This window comes from Enterococcus moraviensis ATCC BAA-383, assembly GCF_000407445.1.
Lineage (GTDB): Bacteria > Bacillota > Bacilli > Lactobacillales > Enterococcaceae > Enterococcus_L > Enterococcus_L moraviensis.
This window is the reverse complement of sequence record NZ_ASWB01000002.1, coordinates 599623-623531: the sequence shown is the minus strand read 5'-3', so window position 1 is coordinate 623531 and position 23909 is coordinate 599623. Positions and strand designations below refer to the sequence as shown.

Sequence of the window (23909 nt, the reverse complement as noted above, 5' to 3'; positions counted from 1 at the left end):
ACCTTTTATCTTTCCTCAGACTTTTGTTGTTACGGGCGTTTGGCTCTTTTCTCGCACATACTTGTCGATTTCCACAGCAGCGACTTTTCCGGCACCCATTGCCAAAATCACTGTTGCTGCGCCTGTAACGATATCTCCGCCGGCAAAGACGCCGGGAATTGACGTTTCTCCCGTTTTTGGATCCGCCTCAATGTAACCCCATTTGGTTAATTTAAGTTCTGGGAAAGTGGATAGCAACACTTTATTGGACCCTTGACCGATTGCTTCGATCACTGTGTCAGCTTCGATAATAAATTCACTGTTTTTGATTGGGACTGGGCGACGTCTTCCAGATTCGTCTTGTTCACCAAGTGCCATTTTGACACATTTCACACCAGTTAAATCACCTGTATCATTGCTTATATATTCGATTGGATTTGTTAACCAATGATAGGCAATATCTTCTTCAACAGAATGGTGGTACTCCTCGATTCGTGCTGGTAACTCTTCTAGTGACCTGCGATAAACAATACTGACATGCTCAGCACCTAAACGTTTAGCAGATCGTGCTGCATCCATTGCAACATTTCCGCCACCAATGACAACTACATGTTTCGATTGCTTGATCGGTGTATCGTATTTAGGAAACTCATAGCTATGCATCAAATTGATTCGTGTTAAATATTCACTAGAAGAATAAACACCGTTCAATGCTGTTCCAGGAATCCCCATAAAATTAGGTGCTCCTGCTCCGACAGAAATATAACAGGCATCAAATTCTTCTATGATCTCATCCATAGTGATCGTTTTCCCAATCACTACGTTCGTCTCGATTTTGACACCTAAGGCTTCGATGCTTTCGATTTCCTTTTTTACGATTCGTTTAGGTAATCTAAATTCTGGAATACCATAGGTTAATACGCCACCTGAATCATGGAGTGCTTCATATACGATAACGTCATAATTCATTTTCGCTAAATCACCCGCTACCGTTAAACCAGAAGGTCCTGAACCAATGACAGCGATTCGACCGATTTTAGGTGTATTAGGTTGACGTAGTTTAGAAAAGTCTTGATTTTCTAAAGCCCAATCAGCAACTAGTCGTTCTAATTTTCCAATTGCCACTGGCTCAAAATTTTTAGCCATCCCTAGTTTACAAACTTGTTCACACTGCTTTTCTTGCGGACAAACTCTACCACAAATCGCAGGAAGATTCGTGTATTTCCCTAAAATATCCGCTGCTTCTTGCATATTTCCTTCTTTAATTGAAAGGATAAATCCAGGAATATCGATCATCACAGGACAGCTGGCAATACAAGGTGCATCTTTACATTGGAGACAACGAGTTGCTTCTGCTTGTCCTTCTTCAATCGTATAGCCCAAACATACTTCGTCAAAATTAGACTTACGGATTGCTGGATTTTGTTCAGCGATAGGGGTTTTGGTTCTACTTCTTCTAACCATGATTTTTCACCTGCGCTTTTTGATAATCCGTTAAACAGTTTTCCTCTTCTGTCTTATATTGTCTCATGCGACTAATAAATTCATCCCAATTGACCTCTGTTCCTTTAAATTCAGGACCATCGACACAAGCAAATTTCATACTGCCATCAATTGTTACACGACAGCCGCCACACATTCCTGTTCCATCGATCATGATAGGATTCAATGAAACATAAATCGGTAGTTCATGTTTCGTTGCAGTCAAGGTACAAAATTTCATCATCATACTTGGGCCGATCGCCCAACTACAGTTTATTGTCTCTTTTGCAATGACTTGTTCCATAGCTTCCGTTACAAGTCCTTTCATCCCCAGTGAGCCATCATCGGTTGTGATAATCAGTTCATCAGAATAGTTACGACATTCTTCTTGAAGAATCACAAGTTCCGCAGTTTTGGCTCCAAGAATTGTAATGACTCGATTGCCAGCCAATTTTAAACCTTTAACAATCGGAAGTATTGCAGCAATTCCTACGCCACCACCTACAATCATTACTGTACCGTAATTTTTTATTTCTGTTGGCATACCGAGCGGTCCAGTTAGATCTAAGATAGAATCTCCAGCAGTTAGTCTTCCAAGTTCAGCTGTTGTTTTCCCAATGACTTGAAAAACTAAGCGAATCTTACCGCTAGATGAGTCAGCATCTGCAATCGTTAGTGGGATTCGTTCACCAATTTCATTTATCCGCAAAATTACAAATTGTCCCGGCTTTGCTTTCGCTGCGATTCGAGGCGCTTCGATCCAAAAATCATATTCATTTTCGGAGAGTTGCTCATTTTTCGTTATCTTATACATATGGAGTACCGTTAATGAATGGGTTCATTCATCTTTCCTTCTTTCATATGATCTTAGCTTAACGTTATAAACCAGCCGTTAATTCTTTCACAAATTTTTTCAATGCTTCCACATCTTCATCTTCAGCGTTATTTTCAATTTCTACGGTTTCGGCAACTTTTTTAGCCCCTGATTTTTCTAAAGCTTCCACAAAGTCGTGTGCAGATTTACAGAAAAGGTCGCCGTATTCACGATCGCCAGAACCTACAACACCAAAAATTTTACCAGTTAGATCTTTGTCTTCTAGTTCATCATAGAAATCTTCAAATTCAAATGGTAGTTCACCATCACCATAAGTATAGGTGGCGATCACACACGCATCTGCATCATCAAAAAAGTCAATATCAACTTCTGAACACTCTTCTCTTTCTACATCAAAACCAGCTTCTTGAACGGTACTTTCTATTATTTCTGAAATTTCCTCTGTGTTTCCTGTCATACTTGCATAAATGATTTTTACTAGTGCCATATTTACTCATCCTCTCAGCTTTTTTATAAAATATTTTAAAGTCTAAAAAGTTAGGTTGTAACCCTTTTCATCTTTTTATACTTAATATAAACAAAACTATGTAGCTGTAGTACCTGTTAAAGATATCTTGTTCAAATTACCTTTTTCACATATTACAAAAAATGACTAAAACGCTTTCTTTTTTTAAATCAGAATCATGCAATTTCTTCCCTTATACTATACCATAACCTCAACCTCTAAAACAATATTTTTTAGGTAAAAAAAATAATTTTTAGCCACTTGTTTTACTTCCGTTAAAATTTCTCTTTTTCTCGACCTAACCAAAGAACAGCTTCTAACACTGCTCCTCCTAAAGCTCTAGCTTTATCAGATATTGTATAACAATCGACTTGTTCAACAGGTCGAGGATCAACATCTCCACATTTCAAGCCTTCTTGACATACAACTTTATCTGAAATCATGCCTCTCAAGACGCCATCTAATGGTGATTTTACAGCCGTTTCTCCCACATAAAAGAGGATTTCTCCTTTTTTTACGACATCCCCGATTTTTTTTATATGCTGAACCTTTCCAAATGCAGGGGAATGAATCACCCGTTCAGCACTTTTCCCACCAATTTCTCCTGGTATTCCTGTATTTGGGATAGCAGATCCATCAAAATATAGTCGACCCAAATAATGTCCTCTCATTGTTTCAACTACTGCATTGACATCTTTAGGTGCAGTAAAACCGGGTCCCAAAGCAATCGTAATTGGCGCCATTTCTTTGTTTGTCCCTTTGTTTTTTTTGGCTAAAATAGCATCAACTAGAACGGTGGGATTCAATTCAGATAATGATTTTGCCTCAGCATCGATCAATACAGGAATCTGGTTATCTTCCCAACATGTGTCACAATCTGCTACAGAGGAAACTAAGACTGCTTTTAAGTCCTCCACTTGTTGTGTTCCTTGAAAAATAGCAGAACATAAGGCCACAGTTCGGCGAATTGCCAATGGTTTAGCCGTTTCTAAAATAACGACTTTAAATCCTGCATGAACTAACTTCTGAATCACTCCTGTAGCCAGATCCCCTCCGCCTCGTACAGCTATGATTGTCTCAGAAATCGGTTGTTTTATTTTTCCCATAAGACGATTCCTTCCTCCGTTTGAATATTACAAGCAATGACTTTACTTAACCGTTTTAACAACATATGTGGTAGTAAAGACAACACTTTTTTTGCCTGTCTTAATTGGTCTGTCGTTTGGACTTGATTGATACACAATATCCGTTGACCATGACTTTTTGACCATAATCCTGTTGGACTGGAAATAATTTCAGCGAGCGTTTTCTCTTGAATTTGTTCGCCTTGAACCGCACCAGTAGCTCGTATAAAAAGTGGTAGCCGATGAACCGTCATCTGATCGATGTATTTTCCTATAACTGAGATTGGAATCAAGCCAATCGTAGCGGTCGTTTCTGGTAAAATAACAGGCTCAAATGTTTCCCAGCCTTTTAACGGTAATTGCTTGGAACCATCTGCTTCTATAAATGCTTTATCAAAATAATGAAGTGATTCTTCAAAAACAGAAAGCGGCAACGAACTTAACTTGTGCCCGTCAGCAGCAAGACATCCAGCTAACGTGATTCCTTGCCCATCTCTACCTAAAGTTGAAAAATCATTACTATAAAAAAAATCATATGGACGATCAATAGGGTAGCCAATTTTCGTGGTGGTACTGATCAATACATTTTGATCGTGATAAAAGTCCGCAAGATACCACATCAAACTTGTTTTACCACCACTTCCGATCAGTGATATCACTTGCTTTCCTTGAAAATCAAAACAATCGATCAAAGAGTCCATGGGACATACTTCCTTTCAGAATGATTGCCTTCAATTCGGAAGATTCCTTCAATCGGTATTTGCGCTTCTACTAAAGACTTTCGCCCACTTTCAAACTCTTCTTTTGTTACTCTTAAACAAATTCCGCAAAAATCCCCTATGCTAGTTGGCAATGCCATTACAGAGACAGGTATTTCTTTGGCAAGTAATAATTTTTCACTTTGAACTGCATAATGGGTATTTTGAAACGTAAACAGATACTCCACACTATCACCTCATTTTTAGAAATTAATGACCTTTTTCGCTTGCGCCATTACCTCTGTGATTCCATACATATTTGTGATTTCACCGATTGCTAACGTTTCTTTGATTTGATAAAAATCCAAACATGCACCACACGTACTGATTTGTGTTCCTTTTTCTAGTAGAATTTGTAAATCATTTAATGCGTTAGATGCTTGATTGGTTAAAAATGCCCCACTATTGAAAAACAAAAGATGTTCAGGAGGTGTATCTAGTTCTGTCAAAGAATAAATGTAACTTTTCAATAATATTGCACCTAGATCAGGATCACCATCGCCCATCGTTTTTCTGCCAAAGGCCACGACTAATTCGCTATCTGGTGTAGCCGAGGTTTGTTGATTATGGTTTTCTGGAACAATGATTTCAACAAAAAATTCCTCTTTTCCACCTTTTTTACTCGATGTTTTCAGCCCAAGACCTACAGCCATTTTTTCGATATTTTTCACTGATACTTCATTATCAACGATTATTTCAACCGTTCCTCCAGCATTTTTTAATTCACGAATCGCTTTTTTTGCCTCGATAACTGGAATTGGACAGGGTTTTCCTAACGCATTGATTTTTTTCATGACAGTTCCTTCTTTCTTAAACAAGAATAATTGACTGATCTGATTCTTTTACACATACCTCTCCAATAATTGCTGCAACTGGGTCATCCTTTTGAATTGCTTCAAGACAAGCCAGCGCTTTTTCTGCTGCAACACTGATCAACAGACCGCCAGAAGTTTGTGGATCAAAAAGAATTTCTTGAAATGCAGGTGTTGTAGACGTTAAATCGATTTTTTGATCGATAAATTGACGATTTCGTTGACCCGCAGCAGTGGCTAAAAACTCCTCTGCATAATGATATGCTTCAGGTAATAGCGGTAATTGTTCTGTACCAATGATCAGTGTTACGTTTTCTCCTGCCATCTCTAACGCATGAACCAATAAGCCAAACCCTGTAACATCGGTGCACGCGTGGACTGGGAAATACGCCATCTTTTCGGCAGCATATTTATTTAGACGTTCCATAGATGCAACTGCAGCACTTTCTGCTTTTTTACTTGAGAGTCCACCTCTAACAGCTGATTGAATAAGTCCGACGCCTAGTGCTTTCGTAAGAATCAAGACATCCCCAACTTTTGGCGTATTGTTATGAATGATTTTTTGCGGATCCACTTGTCCAGTTACTGCTAAACCATATTTAGGCTCATGATCATAGATCGAATGACCGCCAGCCAATGAAGCATTTGCTTCTTTCAGTTTTTCTGCTCCGCCAACCAAAATCTCGGAAAGCTTTTGTTTCTCCATTTTTTCTGGAAAACAAACTAAATTTAGTGCAAACAACACTTTTCCTCCCATTGCATAAACATCGCTCATTGCATTTGCAGCAGCGATTCGACCAAAAGTACGAGGATCTTCTACCATTGGCGAAAAAAAATCTACTGTTGAAATCAAAGCAAGTTCTTCTGATAATTGATAAACCGCTGCATCATCAGATGCCTCGAAATCTACTACTAGTTTTTCATCAGAAAATTTGGGTAAATTGGTTAAAAATCCAGCTAATTCGTTTGGACCAATCTTGGCTCCGCAACCGCCAGATGTACATTGTGATAAAAAGCCCATTGATTTTCTCCTTCACATCTATTCCGACAAAACTTCTTTCAATGCTTTCAAGGTATAATCGATTTCATCCATTGTTGTATTCCAGCCAAAACTAAACCGAACAGCACCTGATTTTACTGTTCCTGCCGTTTGATGTGCGAGTGGTGAACAATGCAGTCCAGAGCGTGTAATGATTTGATACTCGTCAAATAATTGCTGAGCAAGTTCCCCTGAATCAAACGCTGTTGCTGTAATAGAAACGACTGGTACTCTTTCTATTGCCTCCCTACATCCTAAAACTCTTACAGGTAGTTCTTCTAGACCCTTTAAAAAACGTTTCGTCAAGGCACGTTCATGTGTCCTTATCTTTTCTAATCCAAGTTGATTTATAGAGTTCAGTGAGCTCTTCAAGCTTAGAATCCCCATTGTATTCATCGTACCTGGTTCAAATTTATCGGGCAAAAAAGTCGGTTGCTCAAAAGATAGTGAGGCACTTCCTGTTCCACCACTCATCCAAGGGCTGATTTTCTTTTCCATATTTTTTGCTAACACGAAGCCGCCAATTCCAGCCAGTCCCATTAAACTTTTGTGTCCTGTAAAAGCCAAAACGTCAATCGACATTGCCTCCATATCAATGGGTAAAAAACCCGCTGTTTGCGCACTATCTAAAACAGTAATGATTCCATAAGATTTCGCTAACTGGAAACATTCTCTTACAGGTAAAATCGTGCCTAATACATTGGAAGCATGGGACATCACAAGTACTTTTGTTTCTGGTCGAATGAGTGCATCTATTTGTTTAGGGTCAAGGGTTCCATCTGGTTCGCAGTGTAAATAGGTTACTGAAACATTCTGTTGAGTTTCCAATAGATGAAGCGGTCTTGCAACCGCATTATGTTCTACTTCTGTCGTCAACACATGATCCCCTGCTCTCAATAGTCCATTTAAGATCATATTAAGTGATGTTGTCGCATTTGCTGTAAATAGAACATGTGCAGCATCTGGTCCATGGAAAAAATCTGCTAACGCTTGGCGTGCTTCAAAAATCAAATTAAGTTCGTCCCTATTTTGAAACCCGCGATTTGCGTTTATCGTATTATTTTCTTCTAAATACTGACACAACGTTTGAACCGTTTTTTTAAATTTATGATTTGAGGTTGCAGCATGATTCAAATAGACTGGCTGTTTCATTTCTTAGTCCTTTCTTATGTGTCTAAAAAGCCTTGATTGATCAATTGTTTGTATTCCTTTGGCGTATCAATATCGATCAAACATTCAGGATCTTTCACTCTAATTTCTCGCCAAGCTTCAGGATGTTTATTGCGTACTGCGCGACCTCCGCTTTCCCCAGTGACCTTTAATAATTCTGATCGAAATGTGTTACCAAAGAATATTGGGCTACAGGGTTCTCCCAATTGATTGACTGGAAAAGCAATCGTCTCTTTTGAATAGGCCAAAAAAAGGGATTCAAGTAATGCTTGATTCAGTAAAGGTTGATCAACAGTAAGATACAGATAGCCCTCACCGCTTGCAGCTTTTGTGCCTAAGCGCACACTTGTGCTTTGACCTTTTGCAGCTTCCGTATTCTGAATAATTTTCACTTCTCTAGGTAATTTTAATCCCTGTAAATTTTCAGGTGAGATGACTAAGATTCGTTCAAAAAAAGCGATTTTTTCTGTGAGAGTTACTATATGTTCAAGAAAAGTAATTCCTTGATAGTCTAAAAATAGTTTATTCTTCCCCATTCTTGAAGAAGAGCCTGAAGCCATAATGATTGCACTTATTTTTATCATTTGTGTGCTCCTTTTGTTCTATTCGATCATTAAATAAAAAGACTGGGATATAACTCTACGAGTCACACCCCAGTCTCAAGAAATCCGAATAAACGGCGGGGTAGAAGTAACGCCTTTAGAAATAAGCTTCTGTCCCAACCTTTTCTTTCGCCATTGTGTGTCGTCTTTTCAAGTACCTTATAAAATCATTTAATTATTTTTTCTTTTTTTGGTAGAACGTATCTTCCATTGGTAATGTCGGTCTAAGTTTTCCATCTAATGCATAGTAGGCGCCTGCTAATGCTGGTGCCGTTGGGATCGTTGCTAATTCACCCACACCTTTAATCCCATAAGCAAGGCCATCATGAATATTTTCAGCTTGTACTAAAATCGTTTCGATTGGTGGTACTTGCGCTGCATTGAGTAACCCTAATGTTGCATATTTTGCTTTCACATAGCCCTCTTCTAAAACAAACTTCTCTGTTAAAGCATAGCCCATTCCCATAACGATTCCGCCTTCAATTTGTCCTTCAGCGGCTTTGGGATTAACGACTTGCCCCATATCATAGGCTGCTACAAATTTTTCGACTTTCCCTTTTTCATCTAAAATCGCAACTTCTGAGGCGTAACCATAGCCAGCATGACTGACTGGACTTTTTTTATCGTTGATCAAAGGATCTGTTTTAGCAGAATACTCTCCATAAAATTCTTGCCCTTCTAAATCAGATAAAGCCCGTCCCATATCCAGTTCATAACGTAATTGCATTGCGGCTCTTCTTGTTGCTTCCCCTGTAAATAAAGACTGCCTAGAAGCTGTTGTTGTACCAGAATCAGGCGTTCTACGAGTATCTGGTGCCTCAGCAATAATCATTTCTGGTGGTAAATCTAACGTTTCACAGGCAACTTGAGTCGTAACCGTCGCCATTCCTTGCCCAATACAAGCCGCACTGGTTCTAACATGCACTTTTCCTTCTTCAACTGAAACAATACAGCGACCAACATCAGATAACCCCACACCAATCCCGCTGTTTTTAAAGAAACAAGAGATACCTGCAATTTCGGCTGCTTCATAGGCCTCTTTAACAGCAAGAAGTGTTTCTTTCAATGCAGCATTTTTTGAGACTAATTGGCCATTCGGCAATGAATCACCTGGACCAACGGCGTTTTTATAACGGATATCCCATTGTGAGATACCGACTTTTTCTGCTAATAAGTTCAGGTTGCTTTCAATGGCAAAGGCAGTTTGACACACACCAAATCCTCTAAATGCCCCTGATGGTGGATTGTTCGTATAAACAGCAAATCCTTCTACATCAATATGTTGATACTTGTATGGCCCCGCTGCGTGTGTACAAGCTCTTTGAAGAACAGGTCCACCTAAAGAAGCGTATGCTCCCGTATCAGCATAAATCACAGCTTTCATAGCGGTTAAATTGCCTTCAGCATCGCAACCTGTCGTGAAGTCCATTTCCATACCATGTCGTTTCGGATGAATCATCAAGCTTTCTTGACGACTAAGCAACACTTTTACTGGTTTTTGTAAACACCAAGCGGCAAGGGCTGCATGATGTTGCACACTCATATCTTCTTTTCCACCAAAACCACCACCAACTAATTTGGCTTGAACATGTACCTGTTCCTTTTCAACCCCTAACATACGAGCCACTTCACGTTGTTCATCATAAATACTTTGCCCTGCGCTATAAAGTAAAATTCCTGACTCACCTTCTGGCATCGCAATAGCACACTCTGGTTCCATAAAAGCATGTTCGTTGATTGGAACCGAATAGTGTTGGGTTACGATATGCTCAGATGCAGCTAACTGCTCATCTGCATTACCACGAATAAGATGTTCGTGAGATAAAATATTTCCTTTCTCATGAATTAGTGGCGCATCCGCTACTAAAGCCGCCTCACATGAAGTCATTGGTGTCAATTCTTCATACGTGACTTCTACTAATTCTTTGATTTCTGTCAATGCTTCTTTGTCATTTGATACAACTAAAGCAATGGCATCACCAACATAACGTGTGATTTCCCCTTCTGGTATCATGACATCCCAATCAGAGATGAATTCTAAATGACCGATTTTATTATTTCCTGGAACATCTTTAGAGGTTAATACAGCAACACATTCTGGATGTGCTATGGCTTTACTTGTATCGATTTTTAGCACTTTTGCTCTTGGGTACTCACTACGAACCGCTGAAGCATGAAGCATTCCTTCCACAGTGATATCATCAACATATAAACCAGTTCCCAACGTTTTTTCAACTGCGTCAACTCGTTTAAAATCTTCGCCTAATTTTCCGTTTGACCGTTCCTCTGGAATGCTCAACTCTTCACGAAACATTTTAGCAGCTAATTGAATTGCTTCCACAATTTTTACATAGCCTGTACAACGACAGATATTACCACGGATTGCTTTTCTTACCTCTTCATCGCTTGGTTCTGCCTTTTTATTCAGTAATCCATACGCCGAAATAACGATCCCTGGAATACAATACCCACATTGAACCGCACCTGTTTTAGCAAACGCATACGCAAAAACGTCTTTTTGACGCGAATCTAACCCTTCAATCGTAACAATTTCTTTTCCCTCTAACTTCTCTAAATTAAATAAACACGCTTTGGAAACCCTTCCATTTACCAACACCGAACAAGCACCACAAGAGCCCTGATTGCAACCATCTTTTGTTCCTGTCAACCTTAAATCTTCCCTTAAAAAATCCATCAATTTCTTATTTGCATTGCAGGTTTCTGTCTTACCATTTACTACTAATGAATACATTTTTCTTTACACCTCAATTTCTGTTATAAGTATAGCTTTTAATCACTATGATTATACCATAAAATTTCAGTCTAAAAATTATTATTTAGCAAAAAAATATTTTTTGTTTATTTTTATTGACGACCAATCAATGCTGCTCCAATTGCACCTGCATATTGAGAAAGTATTTGATCATAGTATACTTCTTTTTTTGTATAGTCAGCAACTAGTTCTGCCATTTTCTTACTGTGAGATAGACCACCTGAAAAAAAAATTGGGCCTTGATCAGGATTGATTTGTCTATGTTGATTGCCGATACGAGCAGCAATGGAATGCAGCACACCTAAGGCAATATTTTCTCTTTTTTCTCCTTTTCCAATTAGGCTGATGACTTCTGATTCTGCAAATACAGTACACATGCTGTTGATTTTTATAGGCTCAGCTGATGCAACAAACTCATCAATATACTCGATTTCTTCTCCTAAGGTTCGCATCAGCACTTCAACAAATCGCCCAGTCCCGGCAGCACATTTGTCATTCATATTAAAATCCAAAACATGCCCTTTCCCATTCATTTTGATCACTTTACTATCTTGACCACCAATATCAAGTACATTTTGAATACCAGGACTAAGATATGATGCGCCTTTTGCATGGCACGTTATTTCTGTAACAGCTTTATCTGCATTTACTATTTTCCGACCATAACCTGTTGCAATGATTTTGTGTTTTTGGCCATCGCTTAATTCCATTATCACTTGTTCCGCCGCTCGTCTTGGATCACCTGATGTCAATACCAACGATTTTTTTGTAAGCTGTCCTTGTTCTAAAAGAATGCCTTTCGTTGTCGTTGAGCCACTATCAAGTCCAATGACGTTCATGATGATCGATCCTCCAACATTTCAATAAAAGCGGTCACTCGTGTATTGATCTGCTCAATGTCAGCGGTAGAATAATCCGTTTCTAAATATAAATAAGGAATATTTTTTTCTGTCTGACAAAATCGTCTAACTTTCAATGCTTCGATCGAATAGGGATGGCATGATTGTAACACCATGTCTAACACGCCATCTACCTGATAGTCTTCAATCATTTGGCCCAATAAATCAAAACGACTTGTGTTATTCGACATGCATGCGCAACCGATATCGATATATTTTTCCGCTAAGGCTTCATAAACATCTTCATTTTCTTCATCCACTAAACGTTCAACAGCTTTCGCGACTGTACAATTTTCAAATCCAACAATTGTACCTCCATTTTCTTCGATTGCCCGAATCACTTTTTCAGTTACCCCACCCGTTGGTGAACCTGTAATCAAAATTCTAGGTTTGCCAGCTAGCTCCTGTTTTTCAGGATATCGAGCAAGGATTTTTTCCGTTGTTTCGTCTAGTCTTTGAATCAAACTTTCTTTATCAAAGGTATAATTAGCACCATACATGACTTTGAAGATTTCTGAACCTTCGATTGCTGGTGGATTCAATTTGCCTAACCCATAAAAGTTTTTCCTAGCAGTTCTTTCTCGATTCTTTAAATGAATGGCTTTTTTGATTCCTTCTTCAGTAATCGTTACGTCCAGAAATGTTTCTAGTTTTTCTTTAAAACGAAGAATTTCATCTTTCCATAACCCGAATGCCGCGTTTGAATTTCGTGCATTAGGTAAGTTCATTAGATACAGTGGTTTGAATTCTTCCATATATTCGTACATTTTTTTCTTGCCATCACATGTGGTTTCCCCTACCACTAAATCAGAAAAATAGAAAAAAGGACATTTATCTGTTTTTCCAAACCCATAACTTGATTTGATCAATGGACAAAGATTTCTGGGCAGATCTTCTTCAGCTGCTGAAATGGTTTCATCTGATGTAGAACAAAGGCTGATTTGAACTGCCTCGGCTGCTAATACGATTTCTTCTGGCATAAACGTGCAATACACGCCCACAACGGGTACACCTTGCTCTTTTAATTCTTTGACTTGAATAAACCCCTGACGTCTAGCTTCGTCAAATTCTGTAAATATCTCTGGTAGTTCTGTTTTGATTTTCATAAAATACCTCCCAATAGTGGTTTGATTTAGCCTGCATTTGTTAGAATTTCTTTCATTTGAGCTGCTGTTGGTTCTATATGATAGAACAGGGTGTAAAATTCTTTGATTGCTTCTTCGCTACTTAGCTTGTAGTGATCTGGGTAAACCAATTGGCCTAGCCACTGAATGCCTATGATTCTGTTTACGGATGGCGGTGATCCCATAAAATTGTAGGGAACTGTCGGCACTTGATAAACATGCCCTTCTTTAACAGCCGTAAGTTCTTGCCAGGATTCATCTGTTTTGATTTGTTCATAAACATCTTTTGATTCGGCTAGAATATAATCTGGTTGCCATTGGACTAATTGTTCCATTGAAATAACCGTGCCGCCTCCTTTTGATACACTATCCACTCCTGTAGCCGCATTTTTAGCACCAATTTCATCAATCACTTGGGCATGAAATGAGCCTTCAGCATTTGTATTTAACCCTGCGTTGCCTGATGCATAGTAGATACTTTTTTGTTCAGATTCTTTGAGTGACGAACGAACGTTATCTGCTTGTGTTAGTACATTTTGACAATATTCAGCAAGTTTTTCGGTTTCTTTAGTATTTCCTAGTAACTCCCCTAATTTTTTATAGGTTTCAGGCATGTTTTTTAAATTGGCTTCAATGAAAATGGTTGGAATATCGATTTGATCTTGCAATTTATCCATATCTTCTTTAACTGTTTTTTTAGCTTCACCAATATCGATAATCACGTCGGGTTCAGCTGCACTGAGTGCCTCCATGTTTAAACTAGCATTTTTGCCGTAGAACTGGCCAAATTCTGGTAAATCTTGATATTTTTTATCGATATATTCCTTTGCTTCAGTTGAAAATGGACTTGCTAAACCAACTAATAGATTTGGAGAGCTCGTATACAAAACGATTTGTGCCAACGGACCTGACGGTGCAATTTTTTTGATTTGGTTTGGGACTAGGACTTCACGTCCAGCTGAATCAATAAATGTCCGTTTCTCTGCCTCCTGTTTTTTTATCGAATCGACTGTGATTTGTGTTTGTCCTGTTTCGTTTGTTTTTTTAGGATTGTTTGAACACCCAACTAGCGTTAGAATCATTATTCCTACTAGCAAAACCAAACTTGGTTTTCTTTTCATTTTGTTTCATCCTTTCTAGTTTAATAAACTTTTTTTTTTGGTAAACAGATGCTTTGTTCAGATGAATTCAGTTGATGCACAGTAATCGGCACATGATAGATGGCCTCTAATTGTTGACTTGTTAAGATTTTTTTCGGCTCACCTTGTAACAAGCATCCTTCTTGTAAAATCAAAACATAATCAGCGTACTGTAAAGCATGGTTTGGATCATGGGTCGCTTGAATAATCAAATAGCCTTCTTCTGCAAGTTTTTGAATCATTTCCAAAACCATAATTTGATTACCATAATCAAGATTTGCGCAAGGTTCATCCATGATAATGATTTTACTTTGCTGGGCTACCGATCGCGCAATAATGACAAGCTGTTGCTCTCCACCGCTTATTTCTGAATACGAGCGATTCTTTAAATGAGAAATATTTAGTGCCTTTAATGCTGATTCTGCTAGTTCATTTTCAATTTTGCCAGGTTGTTGATAGTTTTTTAATCTAGCTGTAGTTCCCATTAGAACCATTTCAAAAACAGTGAAATGAAAGGTCCCCCGCTGATTTTGCGGAATATAGGAAATCAACTGAGACAGTTCATTTCGTGAACACATTTGAATTGATTGGTCATTGATTTTAATGCTTCCTGTGCGTGGCTTCAGCAGCCGTAATAAACATTTAAATAGCGTGCTTTTCCCTACACCGTTTTTCCCCAATACAAAAACAGATTGTCCATATCCTAGTTTGAATGAGATATTTTGTAGTATATTTTGTTGTTTATAAGCAAACGTTAAATCGGCTACTTCCAACATTGAAACTCCTCCTCATTCTCGACTCGAGCGATTATTTTTAGCAATCAATAACAAAAATATTGGCGCACCAATAAATGAGGTCAAAATCCCTATCGGTATCTCACTCGTAGAAATCAGCCGGGAAAAATCATCTACAAATAATAGAAAAGTCCCGCCTAATAGTGCGGTTACTGGAATACTATAGCGGTAGTCATTTCCAACTAACAGTCTTGAAAAATGTGGTACAACTAATCCCACCCAACCAATCAAGCCACTGACTGATACCGCACTTGCTGTAATCAGCGTCGCCGCCATAATTAAAATCACTCGTAAAACACGACTATTCACACCTAAACTCTGGGCTTCTTCTTCACCTAAAGAAAGAACGTTCAATCGCCACCGCAACAGAAATATTGGGATCATTCCAACTAAAATCAATGGGGCCGCAAACACAACGTTTTGCATTTTTATTGAGGACAAGCTTCCCATTAGCCAATAGGTGATTGCTGGCAGTGTATTCGTTGGATCTCCGACTAATTTCAAAAAGGAAACCGCCGAAGAAAAGAGCGAACCCACCATCATTCCAATCAAAACCATATTCAAAACAGAGTCTGTTCGTAAAAACTTACTCAGTAAAAGGACTGCTCCCACTGCTAATAAACCAAAAATAAAGGATAATGCAATCACTTGTTCATAGGTAAAAGCGAAAAACAATCCAATTGCAGCACCAAAAGCAGCACCTTGTGAAGCACCCAAAATATCTTGTGAAATCATGGGGTTTTGAAAAAGTGCTTGATACGTTGCACCGGCCACAGATATGCCACCACCAATCACTGCCGCCATAACGATTCGTGGAAAACGAATCTTAAACAAAATGGTCTCAACTTGACTACTCCAGGTTTGCTCCAATGGAATGATCTTATTTAGAATCGCTCGAAAGAACTCTCCACTCGTAATTGGAAACTTGCCTAAAAAGAAGGAGATGATAAAAACAAGCAAAAACAAGAAAATCGATCCTAACACAATCATTTTCTTCCGTTTATTCACCCACTGTCTGTCCCTCATTAACTCCACTCCTATTTTGCTGTTGCTCGTTTTTCAATTAACTCTCCAGCAACACTGATGGCAAGTTCTGCTGGTGTTTCTGCTTTTATTTTTAAGCCGATCGGCATGTTGATACGTGCTATATCCGACATTGAAAAGCTGCACTCTTTCAACTTCCTGATCTGTGTCGCTATCTTTTGTTTACTTCCCATTACCCCAATGTAGTGGGCAGGTGTGTTCAATAGTTGCTTGGCCAAAAGAAAATCAAACTGATGTCCACGCGTCATCACAATTGCATAATCTGCTTCGGTTATTTGGATTGAGGCATCAATATTCCCCAAATCAATGACCATCCGCTGATCTGCATCTGGAAAAATAGATTCTGTTAGAAAATGTTCACGATCATCTAAAACAACACAGTAAAAATCCAACGTTTTCAAAATAGGAATCACGGCTTGGGCAACATGACCGCCGCCAAATACAAAAACTTTTCCTGTTTGCAGCAATGACGCTATTGAATAAACTTTTCCATCAACAACTGCTTTTGACAAGCCTGTCTTAAATTGCATCTTTTCTAGTTCAGCTGGTATATCTCCAAGTAATCCGTTTTTTTGGCTGTATAAACCAAAATCATTAACTCCTTCAGCATTGACTTCCATGATCAGCCAACATTGCTGATTGCATTCAAAATGTCGAATGATTTCGCCACAAATTTCCTGAACATTGGCATCTTGCCAAGATAGGTATTGAAAAAAAAGTTCTACATCTCCACCACAAATCATGCCCAAATCTGCTACATCATTTGGCGCTAAAATAAATTTTTCGGTTCTAGATAGGTGACTTTTTACGATTTCTTTTGCAATTTTTTCTCCACGAAACTCAACTGCACCACCGCCAATTGTGCCATTGATTCGCCCTGATTTTCCAACTAGCATTTGTGCACCTGCACCTCTGGGTGTTGACCCTGAACTTTCGATGACGGTAACTAAAACGGTATCTTCTTTTTGTCTGATTGCTTTAATGATTTGTAGAAAAAGTTCTTTCATTCTCTTTCCTCCAACTTTGTGTCCTTTGAATTTAATTCATCACTAAAAATTTCTGAAAAATAGTGGTTGGTGATTTGATAGGTCTTTTTTTGAAAAAGCAGAAATTTCGCTGTTAACTGTTTGCCTTGTTCTGTAACAGTCGAGCCGCCGCCATTGCTACCTCCTACACTTTTGTTGACCAGTGGATACCCTAGCTCTTCTTCCGCTTTTTTGATCATCCGCCACGCCTTGTTGTAAGACATACGCATCTGTTTTGCCGCTGTATTTAGTGAACCTGTTTGAGTAATACGTTGAAGTAATTCAACAACTCCTGGTCCAAAAAAGATTCGATTTGTCCGTAATTTTAAATTAAGTGTGTAATTAAATGCTTCTTGCCCCTTCATACTAAAACCTCCTTTCGTTATACTCAGAAAAGATAACGTATGCTAAAAAAAATCATTTCTTCAAAAATTCAATCAGCTGTTTTTTGACAGAAAAATAATTTTCCCGATTAAGCGCTACTAGCTGTCCTTCATCTTTTAGAATTGTTTGTCTTAGTACTTTTCTCTGATGTTCCACTTCAAATGATTGACGCATATGTTGTTTTTGATAATTGGATTCTGATTTATAGACACCTATAACCTTTCTCGGTTGTTGGATCAATAGTGAAAGTGCTGTTGTAAATGGTTTTGATAATAACTCAATCCCACCAATTTCATCCAACAAGATAACATCTGCCTGGCTATTCTTTGCTTCTTCTACTAATCTCTTACCAAATGTGTCGAACACATTTAAGTTTCTCGTTTGTTTTCCATTTTTTGTTTGGATAAATAGATGATCCAAATTAGGTGTTTTATTCGGTTTCTCCTGAATCAATTCTTTCGCATCTCTTAATTCAAACCCAATGATTTGACCTTTGCTATTGACGTTACGTTCCACATAAAAACCACTAACGGAACTATTTGTTGCACGAATTGCTTCTCGTAATAAAGTAGACTTTCCGATAAATTTGTTTCCTTCTAGAAAAAAATTATTCATTCGCTATTTTCCTTCAATCAAATTAGTTCTTCATAAAAATAATGCAAAAGACAAATCAGTCTATTCATTTATCTTTTGCATCTTTTTTAAAAAGAACATCCTTTCAGTTATTCAAGTGCCACTTGTGGTTCTTCTTTTAGTACGACATTTAATAGAACTGCCACGATTGTAGTCAATATTACTTCTGAATTACCAAAAATAGTGGTGACCCAAGGTGGAAATCCGCTTAAACAGCCAACTGATAACGTGACACCTATTCCAAAAGCTAATGAGATGCCCACTACACCGGTGTTTCTAGGCGTTAGCGCTTGAGAGGATATCATTCGTACACCTGTCATCGAAATCGATGCAAAAACCGATACGGTTGCCCCACCAATCACTGCATAGGGAATCGTGGTTAAAATAGATGCCACTTTAGGTACAAAACCTGCTACCAGTAAAATAACTGAAGCAAAAACCATGACATATTTATTGATTACTCTTGTTACAGTCACTAATCCAACATTTTGACCAAATGTCGCAACAGGGACCGACCCAAAGAAGCTCCCAATAAAATTAGAGAAACCACTTCCCATAATACCGCCAGAAAGCTCTTTATCAGTTGGTTCCCGATCCATTGCACCAACAGTTGTTGCAGTAAATTGACCAATGGCTTGCACTGCATCAACAATAAACATTACAACTAATGTCAAAATCGGTACGATTTGAAAATCTAATCCAAAGTAAAGTGGTGTGATCACTTGGAAAACAGAAGCTTCTTTGACTGGTGTAAAATTAACCATCCCTAGAAACAACGAAACAACATAACCAATGATCATTCCATTTAAAATAGACGATAGTTTAAGAAACCCTTTTGAAAAATAATTAAAGTAAAATACCACACCAAACGTTAGTAATGCTACTAACCAATTTTGAACAGAACCAAAATCAGGACTACCAGCACCTCCCGCCATATATTTGATTGCAACTGGGAAAAGAGATAGGCCGATACTCAAGATAACTGTACCAGTAACAAGTGGCGGAAATAAAACTCGAATTTTTTTTATGGATAGTCCCACTAAGATGACTAAAATACTCCCAACTAGTTGTGCACCAAAAATTGCGGCAATTCCAAAATCTCCCCCAATAGCCATTAAAATTGGAACATAAGCAAAACTTGCGCCCATCATAACTGGTAACCTTGAGCCTACTTTTCCAAAAATCGGAAAAAGTTGAACAAAGGTTGCTACGGCAGAGAAAATCAGTGACGTTTGAATCATGATCGTTGTGTCACCTGAACTCAGATTACAAACTTTTGCAATCATGATTCCTGGCGTAACGATCCCAACTACTGCTGCTACTACGTGCTGTAAGCCCATCGGAACAGCTTCTTTGATTGATAACTTGGCATCGTAATTAAACAAGGCCTTTTCTTGTTTTTCACTCATAGGCAAGTTTCCTTCTTCGCTTTTTATTTTAAAAAGGACTGCACTTATCCGAGTTTAAAAATCCGCAACCCTTTTCTTTGATCAGGAAATTCTCAAAAATTAATTTTTGACTGCGACTGCTTCTACTTCAAAAAGTCCATTCTTAGGCAATTCACATACTTCAATACAAGAACGAGCTGGAAGTGTCTTCAAAAAGTATTTACCATAAATAGCATTGATTTTACCAAAATCCGACATATTTTTTAAAAATACTGTTGTCTTTACAACATTGTCATACGTCATATCCGTTTCTTTTAAAATAGCTCCTAAATTGATCAAGGCTTGTTCTGCTTGTTGTTCCACAGTTTCTTTCATTTCTCCGCTAACTGGATCTAACCCTAATTGACCAGAAATGTATTGTGTTTGTCCAGCTAATACTGAATGAGAATAAGGTCCTACAGCGGCTGGAGCATTTGTTGAGTTGACCATTTGGTTTGTCATCGACTCACTCCTTCTCTTACTTATTTCGTTTGTTGTTCAATGATCGTACCTGTTTTGCCTTCGATGCCATCTTTTGCTTTTTCTAATAATGTGATCAATGTTTTGCGTCCTGGTTTTGATTCAGCAAATTGAATTGCGGCTTCCACTTTTGGCAACATTGAGCCTGGTGCAAACTGACCATCTGCTGCGTGTTTTTTCATTTCACTTGTCGAAACATGACTTAATTCCTTTTGCGTTGGTTTACCAAAGTCTACACAAACTTTTTCTACCGCTGTCAAAATGATCAGTAAGTCTGCATCAACCAATTCCGCTAATAGCTCGCTACAGAAATCTTTATCAATTACCGCTGCTGCGCCGCTTAAATGATTGCCTTCTTTAACTACTGGAATGCCACCGCCGCCACAGGCAATCACCGATTGACCTGCGTTGATCAGAGAAGTGATCGTTTGGATTTCAATAATTTCTTTTGGTTTTGGTGAGGCCACAACTTGACGATACCCACGACCAGAATCTTCAACCACCGTTATTTGTTTTTCTTTCACAAGCGCATCCGCTTCTTCTTTGGTCATAAAGCGACCGATTGGTTTGGCTGGATGGTCAAATGCAGGGTCTTTTGGATCAACGGCTACTTGTGTAATCACCGTTCCCACTGCTTGTTCTAAATTACGACTCAATAATTCTTCTCGTAAGGCATTTTGTAGATCATAGCCAATATAACTTTGACTCATTGCTACACATACTGATAATGGAATTGTTGGATATTTACTAGGATTACTCAATGAAAGTTCTTCCATTGCTAGTTGGATCATCCCAACTTGTGGTCCATTTCCATGAGACAAGATTACTTCATATCCTGCCTCGATCAAATCTGCAATAGCTTTCGATGTATCTTTCACTGCAGTCATTTGTTCTGTTAAATTGTCGCCAAGCGCATTTCCACCCAACGCAACTACTACACGTTTTACCATTCAGCTATTCACCTCATTTTTATTTTATTGTTATTTTTATTTATCGATTATTTTAAAAGTAAGATGCTTTCTCTCAATAAATCATATCGATGATGGATAAGGAAAAACAAAGCCTTGCATGAAGTGGTCGGAATCTGTAGACAGCAGATTCTTTCAAGCTTGTTTTATCCTTATCTGATTGTTTTCATAAATGGACTTGGAAAGGTCTTATTCTTATTGCTAGTTTTCTAAAGAGAGCAAATTAGTTTACTTATGGTTATCCTCATCAATAGAGAAAGCATCTCACTTCATGCCAGTGATTGAGTAGAGCTTATTTTACTTCTCTAGGTGTTGCTTTCTTTTCAAGCTCTTTTAATGTTGCTTGCGGACTTTTCACTTTACTCAAGAAAATCATCGCTGCAATGATATATGGTTTGTAGCTTGCTTCTTTGTATAGTTCAACACGATAACGGTCAAAGACAGATGCTTCAACTTCTCCCTCTTCACAGCTTACGCCTGTGATATCAGCAGGTAAGCAGTGCATATACAACGCTTTGCCATCTTTTGTTGTTTTCATTAATTCTTCTGTACATTCCCAATCTTTATGGTTGGTATTTTGAGCAAGTAATTCTTTTTCTAGTTTATCGATACCGGCTTGATCACCTTCACCGTATAATTGTGTGCGTTTTTCCATCGCTGCAAATGGCGCCCAACTCTTAGGATATACAACATCTGCATCTTTGAATGCTTCTGCCATACTATTTGTTTTGGTAAATGAACCGCCAGCTTCCGCTGCATTTTTCTTCGCAACTTCTTCTACTTCTGGCATGATTTCATAGCCTTCTGGATGAGCTAAAACAACATCCATACCAAGACGTGTCATCAAACCTACGATTCCTTGAGGAACAGATAATGGTTTACCATATGAAGGTGAGTAAGCCCAAGTCATCGCAACTTTTTTACCTTTCAAGTTTTCAACGCCGCCGAATTCATGGATCAAATGCAAAGCATCTGCCATCGCTTGCGTTGGATGATCGATATCACATTGTAAGTTAACTAAGGTTGGACGTTGTTCTAACACGCCATCTTTATGTCCTTCTTGCACAGATTCTGACACTTCGCGCATGTAGGTGTTTCCTTTACCGATATACATATCATCACGAATTCCGATAATGTCTGCCATGAATGAAATCATGTTCGCTGTTTCACGAACGGTTTCACCATGAGAAATTTGGCTTTTTCCTTCATCAAGATCTTGTACTTCTAATCCTAAAAGGTTACAAGCAGAAGCAAAACTAAAGCGAGTTCTTGTTGAGTTATCGCGGAATAATGAAATTCCCAAACCGCTATCGAAAATTTTCGTTGAAATATTATTTTCACGCAAATAGCGCAATGTATCTGCTACTGTAAACACTGCTTCCAATTCATCACGAGTTTTTTCCCATGTTAAGAAGAAGTCGTTTTCGTACATTTTATCAAATTCTAATTTGTCCAATTTTGCAATATAGTCGTTAAAAGTTTCCATGTTATTTCTCCTCTAAGTTAGTTAGTCTGATACGATTACGGACTATTCTAATGCCCTTTACTCATTAGAATAGTGGATCGTTTGTACACTAGATTTTATAGTCGATTCTTTAGTTGTTTTCACAATATACTGTTGGCAATGCCGCATATACTGCAGCACAACGGACTAAGTCATCTTTCCATGTTTTTTCATTTGGCGCATGTGCTTGTGCTTCTGCTCCTGGTCCAAAACCAATACAAGGAATACCGTTACGTCCCATGATTGATACACCATTTGTTGAGAATGTCCATTTGTCTAATAGTGGACGAGCTTTACGCATGTCGATCGTTTCTTTCGAGCCTTCACGTTCTTCTCCGTATAAGTTTCTATGAGTTTCCATCAAGGCTTTTGTTACAACGTGTTCTTCTGGGATCACCCATGTTGGGAAGTAACATTCGATTGGATAAGTCAATCCAGTGTATGAAGGACGATCATAGTCATACATTGACACAACTACATCTTCGCCATATTTTTTAACAGCAGGTAAATTGCGGATTTCATCTAGACAACTTTCCCATGTTTCTCCAGCTGTCATTCGACGGTCTAATGACACCGTACAACCGTCAGCTACCGCACAACGACTTGGTGATGAATGGAAGATTTGAGAAGCGGTAACCGTTCCTTTTCCTAAGAAACGAGCTTCTTTCCATTCTGGGTTATATTTTTCATCAAGCATACGAACTAAGCCTCTGATAACAGTGCTTTCAGTATCCCCATTGTTGTTTAAGGCACGCACGTCTTGTAAAATGTCCGCCATTTTATAGATCGCATTATCGCCACGTTCTGGCGCAGACCCATGACAAGAAACACCTTTAACTTCAACTTTAATTTCCATCCGACCACGTTGACCGCGATAAATCCCACCATCAGTTGGTTCAGTTGACACAACGAATTCTGGACGAATGCCATCTTCTTTGATGATATATTGCCAGCACAAGCCGTCACAATCTTCTTCTTGAACAGTAACGGTTACTAATGCTGTATATTTTTCGTTTAATAATCCCAAATCTTTCATAATTTTGGCACCATAAATAGCTGAAACAATTCCGCCTTCTTGGTCAGACGTACCACGTCCACCGATTTCAGTATCTGTTTCATAGCCATCATATGGATCAAATTCCCAGTTACTCATTTCACCTATACCAACAGTATCCATATGACCGTCAAATGCGATCAATTTTTTACCTGTTCCCATATAACCTAATAAGTTTCCTTGAGGATCTACTTCGATTTTGTCAAAACCTAGCTTTGTCATTTCGGCTTTAGCACGATCCATTTTAGCGCCTTCTTCAGCACTTTCTCCTGGAATTTTGACTAAATCACGTAAAAACTTGATCATGTCCTCTCTGTATCCTTCTGCTGCGTTATTGATTGCTTTGAAATCCATT

The 23909-nt window shown here is 38.5% G+C and carries 24 protein-coding genes; all 24 read right to left on the bottom strand.

The window, feature by feature from the left end; translation table 11 throughout:
• Positions 1-15: 15 nt before the first annotated feature.
• Complete coding sequence (gene gltA, locus I586_RS08940) at positions 16-1443, bottom strand: NADPH-dependent glutamate synthase (protein WP_010765465.1); 1428 nt, start codon at positions 1441-1443, stop codon at positions 16-18.
• The gene (locus tag I586_RS08935; protein ID WP_010765466.1) at positions 1436-2275 is read right to left on the bottom strand and encodes a sulfide/dihydroorotate dehydrogenase-like FAD/NAD-binding protein; all 840 of its coding nucleotides are present in this window, start codon (positions 2273-2275) and stop codon (positions 1436-1438) included. The genes gltA and I586_RS08935 overlap by 8 nt, the downstream gene beginning before the upstream one ends.
• Before the next feature lie 64 nt (positions 2276-2339).
• Positions 2340-2783 (bottom strand): flavodoxin, encoded by a 444-nt coding sequence (locus I586_RS08930; RefSeq protein ID WP_010765467.1) that lies wholly within the window; start codon positions 2781-2783, stop codon positions 2340-2342.
• Between the two features lie 293 nt (positions 2784-3076).
• Positions 3077-3907, bottom strand: a complete 831-nt coding sequence (gene yqeB, locus I586_RS08925) for a selenium-dependent molybdenum cofactor biosynthesis protein YqeB (protein WP_010765468.1) — start codon at positions 3905-3907, stop codon at positions 3077-3079.
• Positions 3895-4626 (bottom strand): selenium cofactor biosynthesis protein YqeC, encoded by a 732-nt coding sequence (gene yqeC, locus I586_RS08920; protein WP_010765469.1) that lies wholly within the window; start codon positions 4624-4626, stop codon positions 3895-3897. The genes yqeB and yqeC overlap by 13 nt, the downstream gene beginning before the upstream one ends.
• The gene (locus tag I586_RS08915) at positions 4614-4871 is read right to left on the bottom strand and encodes a putative Se/S carrier protein (RefSeq protein WP_010765470.1); all 258 of its coding nucleotides are present in this window, start codon (positions 4869-4871) and stop codon (positions 4614-4616) included. Before I586_RS08915 ends, yqeC begins: the two co-directional genes overlap by 13 nt.
• A gap of 15 nt (positions 4872-4886) precedes the next feature.
• The gene (gene yedF, locus I586_RS08910; RefSeq protein ID WP_010765471.1) at positions 4887-5477 is read right to left on the bottom strand and encodes a sulfurtransferase-like selenium metabolism protein YedF; all 591 of its coding nucleotides are present in this window, start codon (positions 5475-5477) and stop codon (positions 4887-4889) included.
• A 16-nt stretch (positions 5478-5493) separates the two neighbouring features.
• On the bottom strand, positions 5494-6516 hold the full coding sequence (selD, locus tag I586_RS08905) for a selenide, water dikinase SelD (protein ID WP_010765472.1): 1023 nt from the start codon (positions 6514-6516) through the stop codon (positions 5494-5496).
• Positions 6517-6534: 18 nt separating this feature from the next.
• Positions 6535-7686, bottom strand: a complete 1152-nt coding sequence (gene sclA / locus I586_RS08900) for a selenocysteine lyase SclA (protein ID WP_010765473.1) — start codon at positions 7684-7686, stop codon at positions 6535-6537.
• 14 nt (positions 7687-7700) lie between these two features.
• Entirely contained in the window at positions 7701-8288 is a 588-nt protein-coding gene (locus I586_RS08895; RefSeq protein WP_010765474.1) for an NTP transferase domain-containing protein, read from the bottom strand.
• Between the two features lie 193 nt (positions 8289-8481).
• Positions 8482-11058, bottom strand: a complete 2577-nt coding sequence (gene xdh / locus I586_RS08890) for a selenium-dependent xanthine dehydrogenase (RefSeq protein ID WP_010765475.1) — start codon at positions 11056-11058, stop codon at positions 8482-8484.
• A gap of 113 nt (positions 11059-11171) precedes the next feature.
• Positions 11172-11918, bottom strand: coding sequence for an acyl-CoA dehydratase activase (locus I586_RS08885; protein ID WP_010765476.1), 747 nt, complete (start codon positions 11916-11918; stop codon positions 11172-11174).
• Positions 11915-13084 carry a double-cubane-cluster-containing anaerobic reductase gene (locus I586_RS08880; RefSeq protein WP_010765477.1) on the bottom strand — a complete coding sequence of 390 codons (1170 nt, stop codon included), beginning with the start codon at positions 13082-13084 and terminating at the stop codon, positions 11915-11917. Before I586_RS08880 ends, I586_RS08885 begins: the two co-directional genes overlap by 4 nt.
• A 26-nt stretch (positions 13085-13110) precedes the next feature.
• On the bottom strand, positions 13111-14223 hold the full coding sequence (locus tag I586_RS08875) for an ABC transporter substrate-binding protein (protein ID WP_010765478.1): 1113 nt from the start codon (positions 14221-14223) through the stop codon (positions 13111-13113).
• Between the two features lie 20 nt (positions 14224-14243).
• Positions 14244-15017, bottom strand: coding sequence for an ABC transporter ATP-binding protein (locus I586_RS08870; protein WP_010765479.1), 774 nt, complete (start codon positions 15015-15017; stop codon positions 14244-14246).
• Positions 15018-15029: 12 nt separating this feature from the next.
• On the bottom strand, positions 15030-16061 hold the full coding sequence (locus I586_RS08865) for a FecCD family ABC transporter permease (RefSeq protein ID WP_010765480.1): 1032 nt from the start codon (positions 16059-16061) through the stop codon (positions 15030-15032).
• Positions 16062-16072: 11 nt separating this feature from the next.
• Positions 16073-17086, bottom strand: coding sequence for an XdhC family protein (locus I586_RS08860; RefSeq protein ID WP_010765481.1), 1014 nt, complete (start codon positions 17084-17086; stop codon positions 16073-16075).
• Positions 17083-17469: a winged helix-turn-helix domain-containing protein gene (locus I586_RS08855; RefSeq protein WP_010765482.1), complete on the bottom strand. Its 387-nt coding sequence runs from the start codon at positions 17467-17469 to the stop codon at positions 17083-17085. The genes I586_RS08860 and I586_RS08855 overlap by 4 nt, the downstream gene beginning before the upstream one ends.
• A 52-nt stretch (positions 17470-17521) precedes the next feature.
• The gene (locus I586_RS08850; protein ID WP_010765483.1) at positions 17522-18103 is read right to left on the bottom strand and encodes a nucleoside-triphosphatase; all 582 of its coding nucleotides are present in this window, start codon (positions 18101-18103) and stop codon (positions 17522-17524) included.
• 107 nt (positions 18104-18210) lie between these two features.
• Entirely contained in the window at positions 18211-19530 is a 1320-nt protein-coding gene (locus tag I586_RS08845; RefSeq protein WP_010765484.1) for a nucleobase:cation symporter-2 family protein, read from the bottom strand.
• Between the two features lie 99 nt (positions 19531-19629).
• Positions 19630-20010 (bottom strand): Rid family detoxifying hydrolase, encoded by a 381-nt coding sequence (locus I586_RS08840; protein ID WP_010765485.1) that lies wholly within the window; start codon positions 20008-20010, stop codon positions 19630-19632.
• A gap of 20 nt (positions 20011-20030) precedes the next feature.
• Positions 20031-20978 (bottom strand): carbamate kinase, encoded by a 948-nt coding sequence (gene arcC, locus I586_RS08835; RefSeq protein ID WP_010765486.1) that lies wholly within the window; start codon positions 20976-20978, stop codon positions 20031-20033.
• Between the two features lie 310 nt (positions 20979-21288).
• Positions 21289-22482, bottom strand: coding sequence for a knotted carbamoyltransferase YgeW (gene ygeW / locus I586_RS08830; protein ID WP_010765487.1), 1194 nt, complete (start codon positions 22480-22482; stop codon positions 21289-21291).
• 109 nt (positions 22483-22591) lie between these two features.
• Positions 22592-23908 (bottom strand): YgeY family selenium metabolism-linked hydrolase, encoded by a 1317-nt coding sequence (locus I586_RS08825; RefSeq protein WP_010765488.1) that lies wholly within the window; start codon positions 23906-23908, stop codon positions 22592-22594.
• Position 23909: the final 1 nt, after the last annotated feature.

Bases quoted from the DNA above. Each gene is read 5' to 3' on its own strand.
- gltA (WP_010765465.1), bottom strand. From the start codon at position 1,443: ATGGTTAGAAGAAGTAGAACCAAAACCCCTATCGCTGAACAAAATCCA.
- I586_RS08935 (WP_010765466.1), bottom strand. From the start codon at position 2,275: ATGTATAAGATAACGAAAAATGAGCAACTCTCCGAAAATGAATATGAT.
- I586_RS08930 (WP_010765467.1), bottom strand. From the start codon at position 2,783: ATGGCACTAGTAAAAATCATTTATGCAAGTATGACAGGAAACACAGAG.
- yqeB (WP_010765468.1), bottom strand. From the start codon at position 3,907: ATGGGAAAAATAAAACAACCGATTTCTGAGACAATCATAGCTGTACGA.
- yqeC (WP_010765469.1), bottom strand. From the start codon at position 4,626: ATGGACTCTTTGATCGATTGTTTTGATTTTCAAGGAAAGCAAGTGATA.
- yedF (WP_010765471.1), bottom strand. From the start codon at position 5,477: ATGAAAAAAATCAATGCGTTAGGAAAACCCTGTCCAATTCCAGTTATC.
- selD (WP_010765472.1), bottom strand. From the start codon at position 6,516: ATGGGCTTTTTATCACAATGTACATCTGGCGGTTGCGGAGCCAAGATT.
- sclA (WP_010765473.1), bottom strand. From the start codon at position 7,686: ATGAAACAGCCAGTCTATTTGAATCATGCTGCAACCTCAAATCATAAA.
- I586_RS08895 (WP_010765474.1), bottom strand. From the start codon at position 8,288: ATGATAAAAATAAGTGCAATCATTATGGCTTCAGGCTCTTCTTCAAGA.
- xdh (WP_010765475.1), bottom strand. From the start codon at position 11,058: ATGTATTCATTAGTAGTAAATGGTAAGACAGAAACCTGCAATGCAAAT.
- I586_RS08885 (WP_010765476.1), bottom strand. From the start codon at position 11,918: ATGAACGTCATTGGACTTGATAGTGGCTCAACGACAACGAAAGGCATT.
- I586_RS08880 (WP_010765477.1), bottom strand. From the start codon at position 13,084: ATGAAAATCAAAACAGAACTACCAGAGATATTTACAGAATTTGACGAA.
- I586_RS08875 (WP_010765478.1), bottom strand. From the start codon at position 14,223: ATGAAAAGAAAACCAAGTTTGGTTTTGCTAGTAGGAATAATGATTCTA.
- I586_RS08870 (WP_010765479.1), bottom strand. From the start codon at position 15,017: ATGTTGGAAGTAGCCGATTTAACGTTTGCTTATAAACAACAAAATATA.
- I586_RS08865 (WP_010765480.1), bottom strand. From the start codon at position 16,061: ATGAGGGACAGACAGTGGGTGAATAAACGGAAGAAAATGATTGTGTTA.
- I586_RS08860 (WP_010765481.1), bottom strand. From the start codon at position 17,086: ATGAAAGAACTTTTTCTACAAATCATTAAAGCAATCAGACAAAAAGAA.
- I586_RS08855 (WP_010765482.1), bottom strand. From the start codon at position 17,469: ATGAAGGGGCAAGAAGCATTTAATTACACACTTAATTTAAAATTACGG.
- I586_RS08850 (WP_010765483.1), bottom strand. From the start codon at position 18,103: ATGAATAATTTTTTTCTAGAAGGAAACAAATTTATCGGAAAGTCTACT.
- I586_RS08845 (WP_010765484.1), bottom strand. From the start codon at position 19,530: ATGAGTGAAAAACAAGAAAAGGCCTTGTTTAATTACGATGCCAAGTTA.
- I586_RS08840 (WP_010765485.1), bottom strand. From the start codon at position 20,010: ATGACAAACCAAATGGTCAACTCAACAAATGCTCCAGCCGCTGTAGGA.
- arcC (WP_010765486.1), bottom strand. From the start codon at position 20,978: ATGGTAAAACGTGTAGTAGTTGCGTTGGGTGGAAATGCGCTTGGCGAC.
- ygeW (WP_010765487.1), bottom strand. From the start codon at position 22,482: ATGGAAACTTTTAACGACTATATTGCAAAATTGGACAAATTAGAATTT.
- I586_RS08825 (WP_010765488.1), bottom strand. From the start codon at position 23,908: ATGGATTTCAAAGCAATCAATAACGCAGCAGAAGGATACAGAGAGGAC.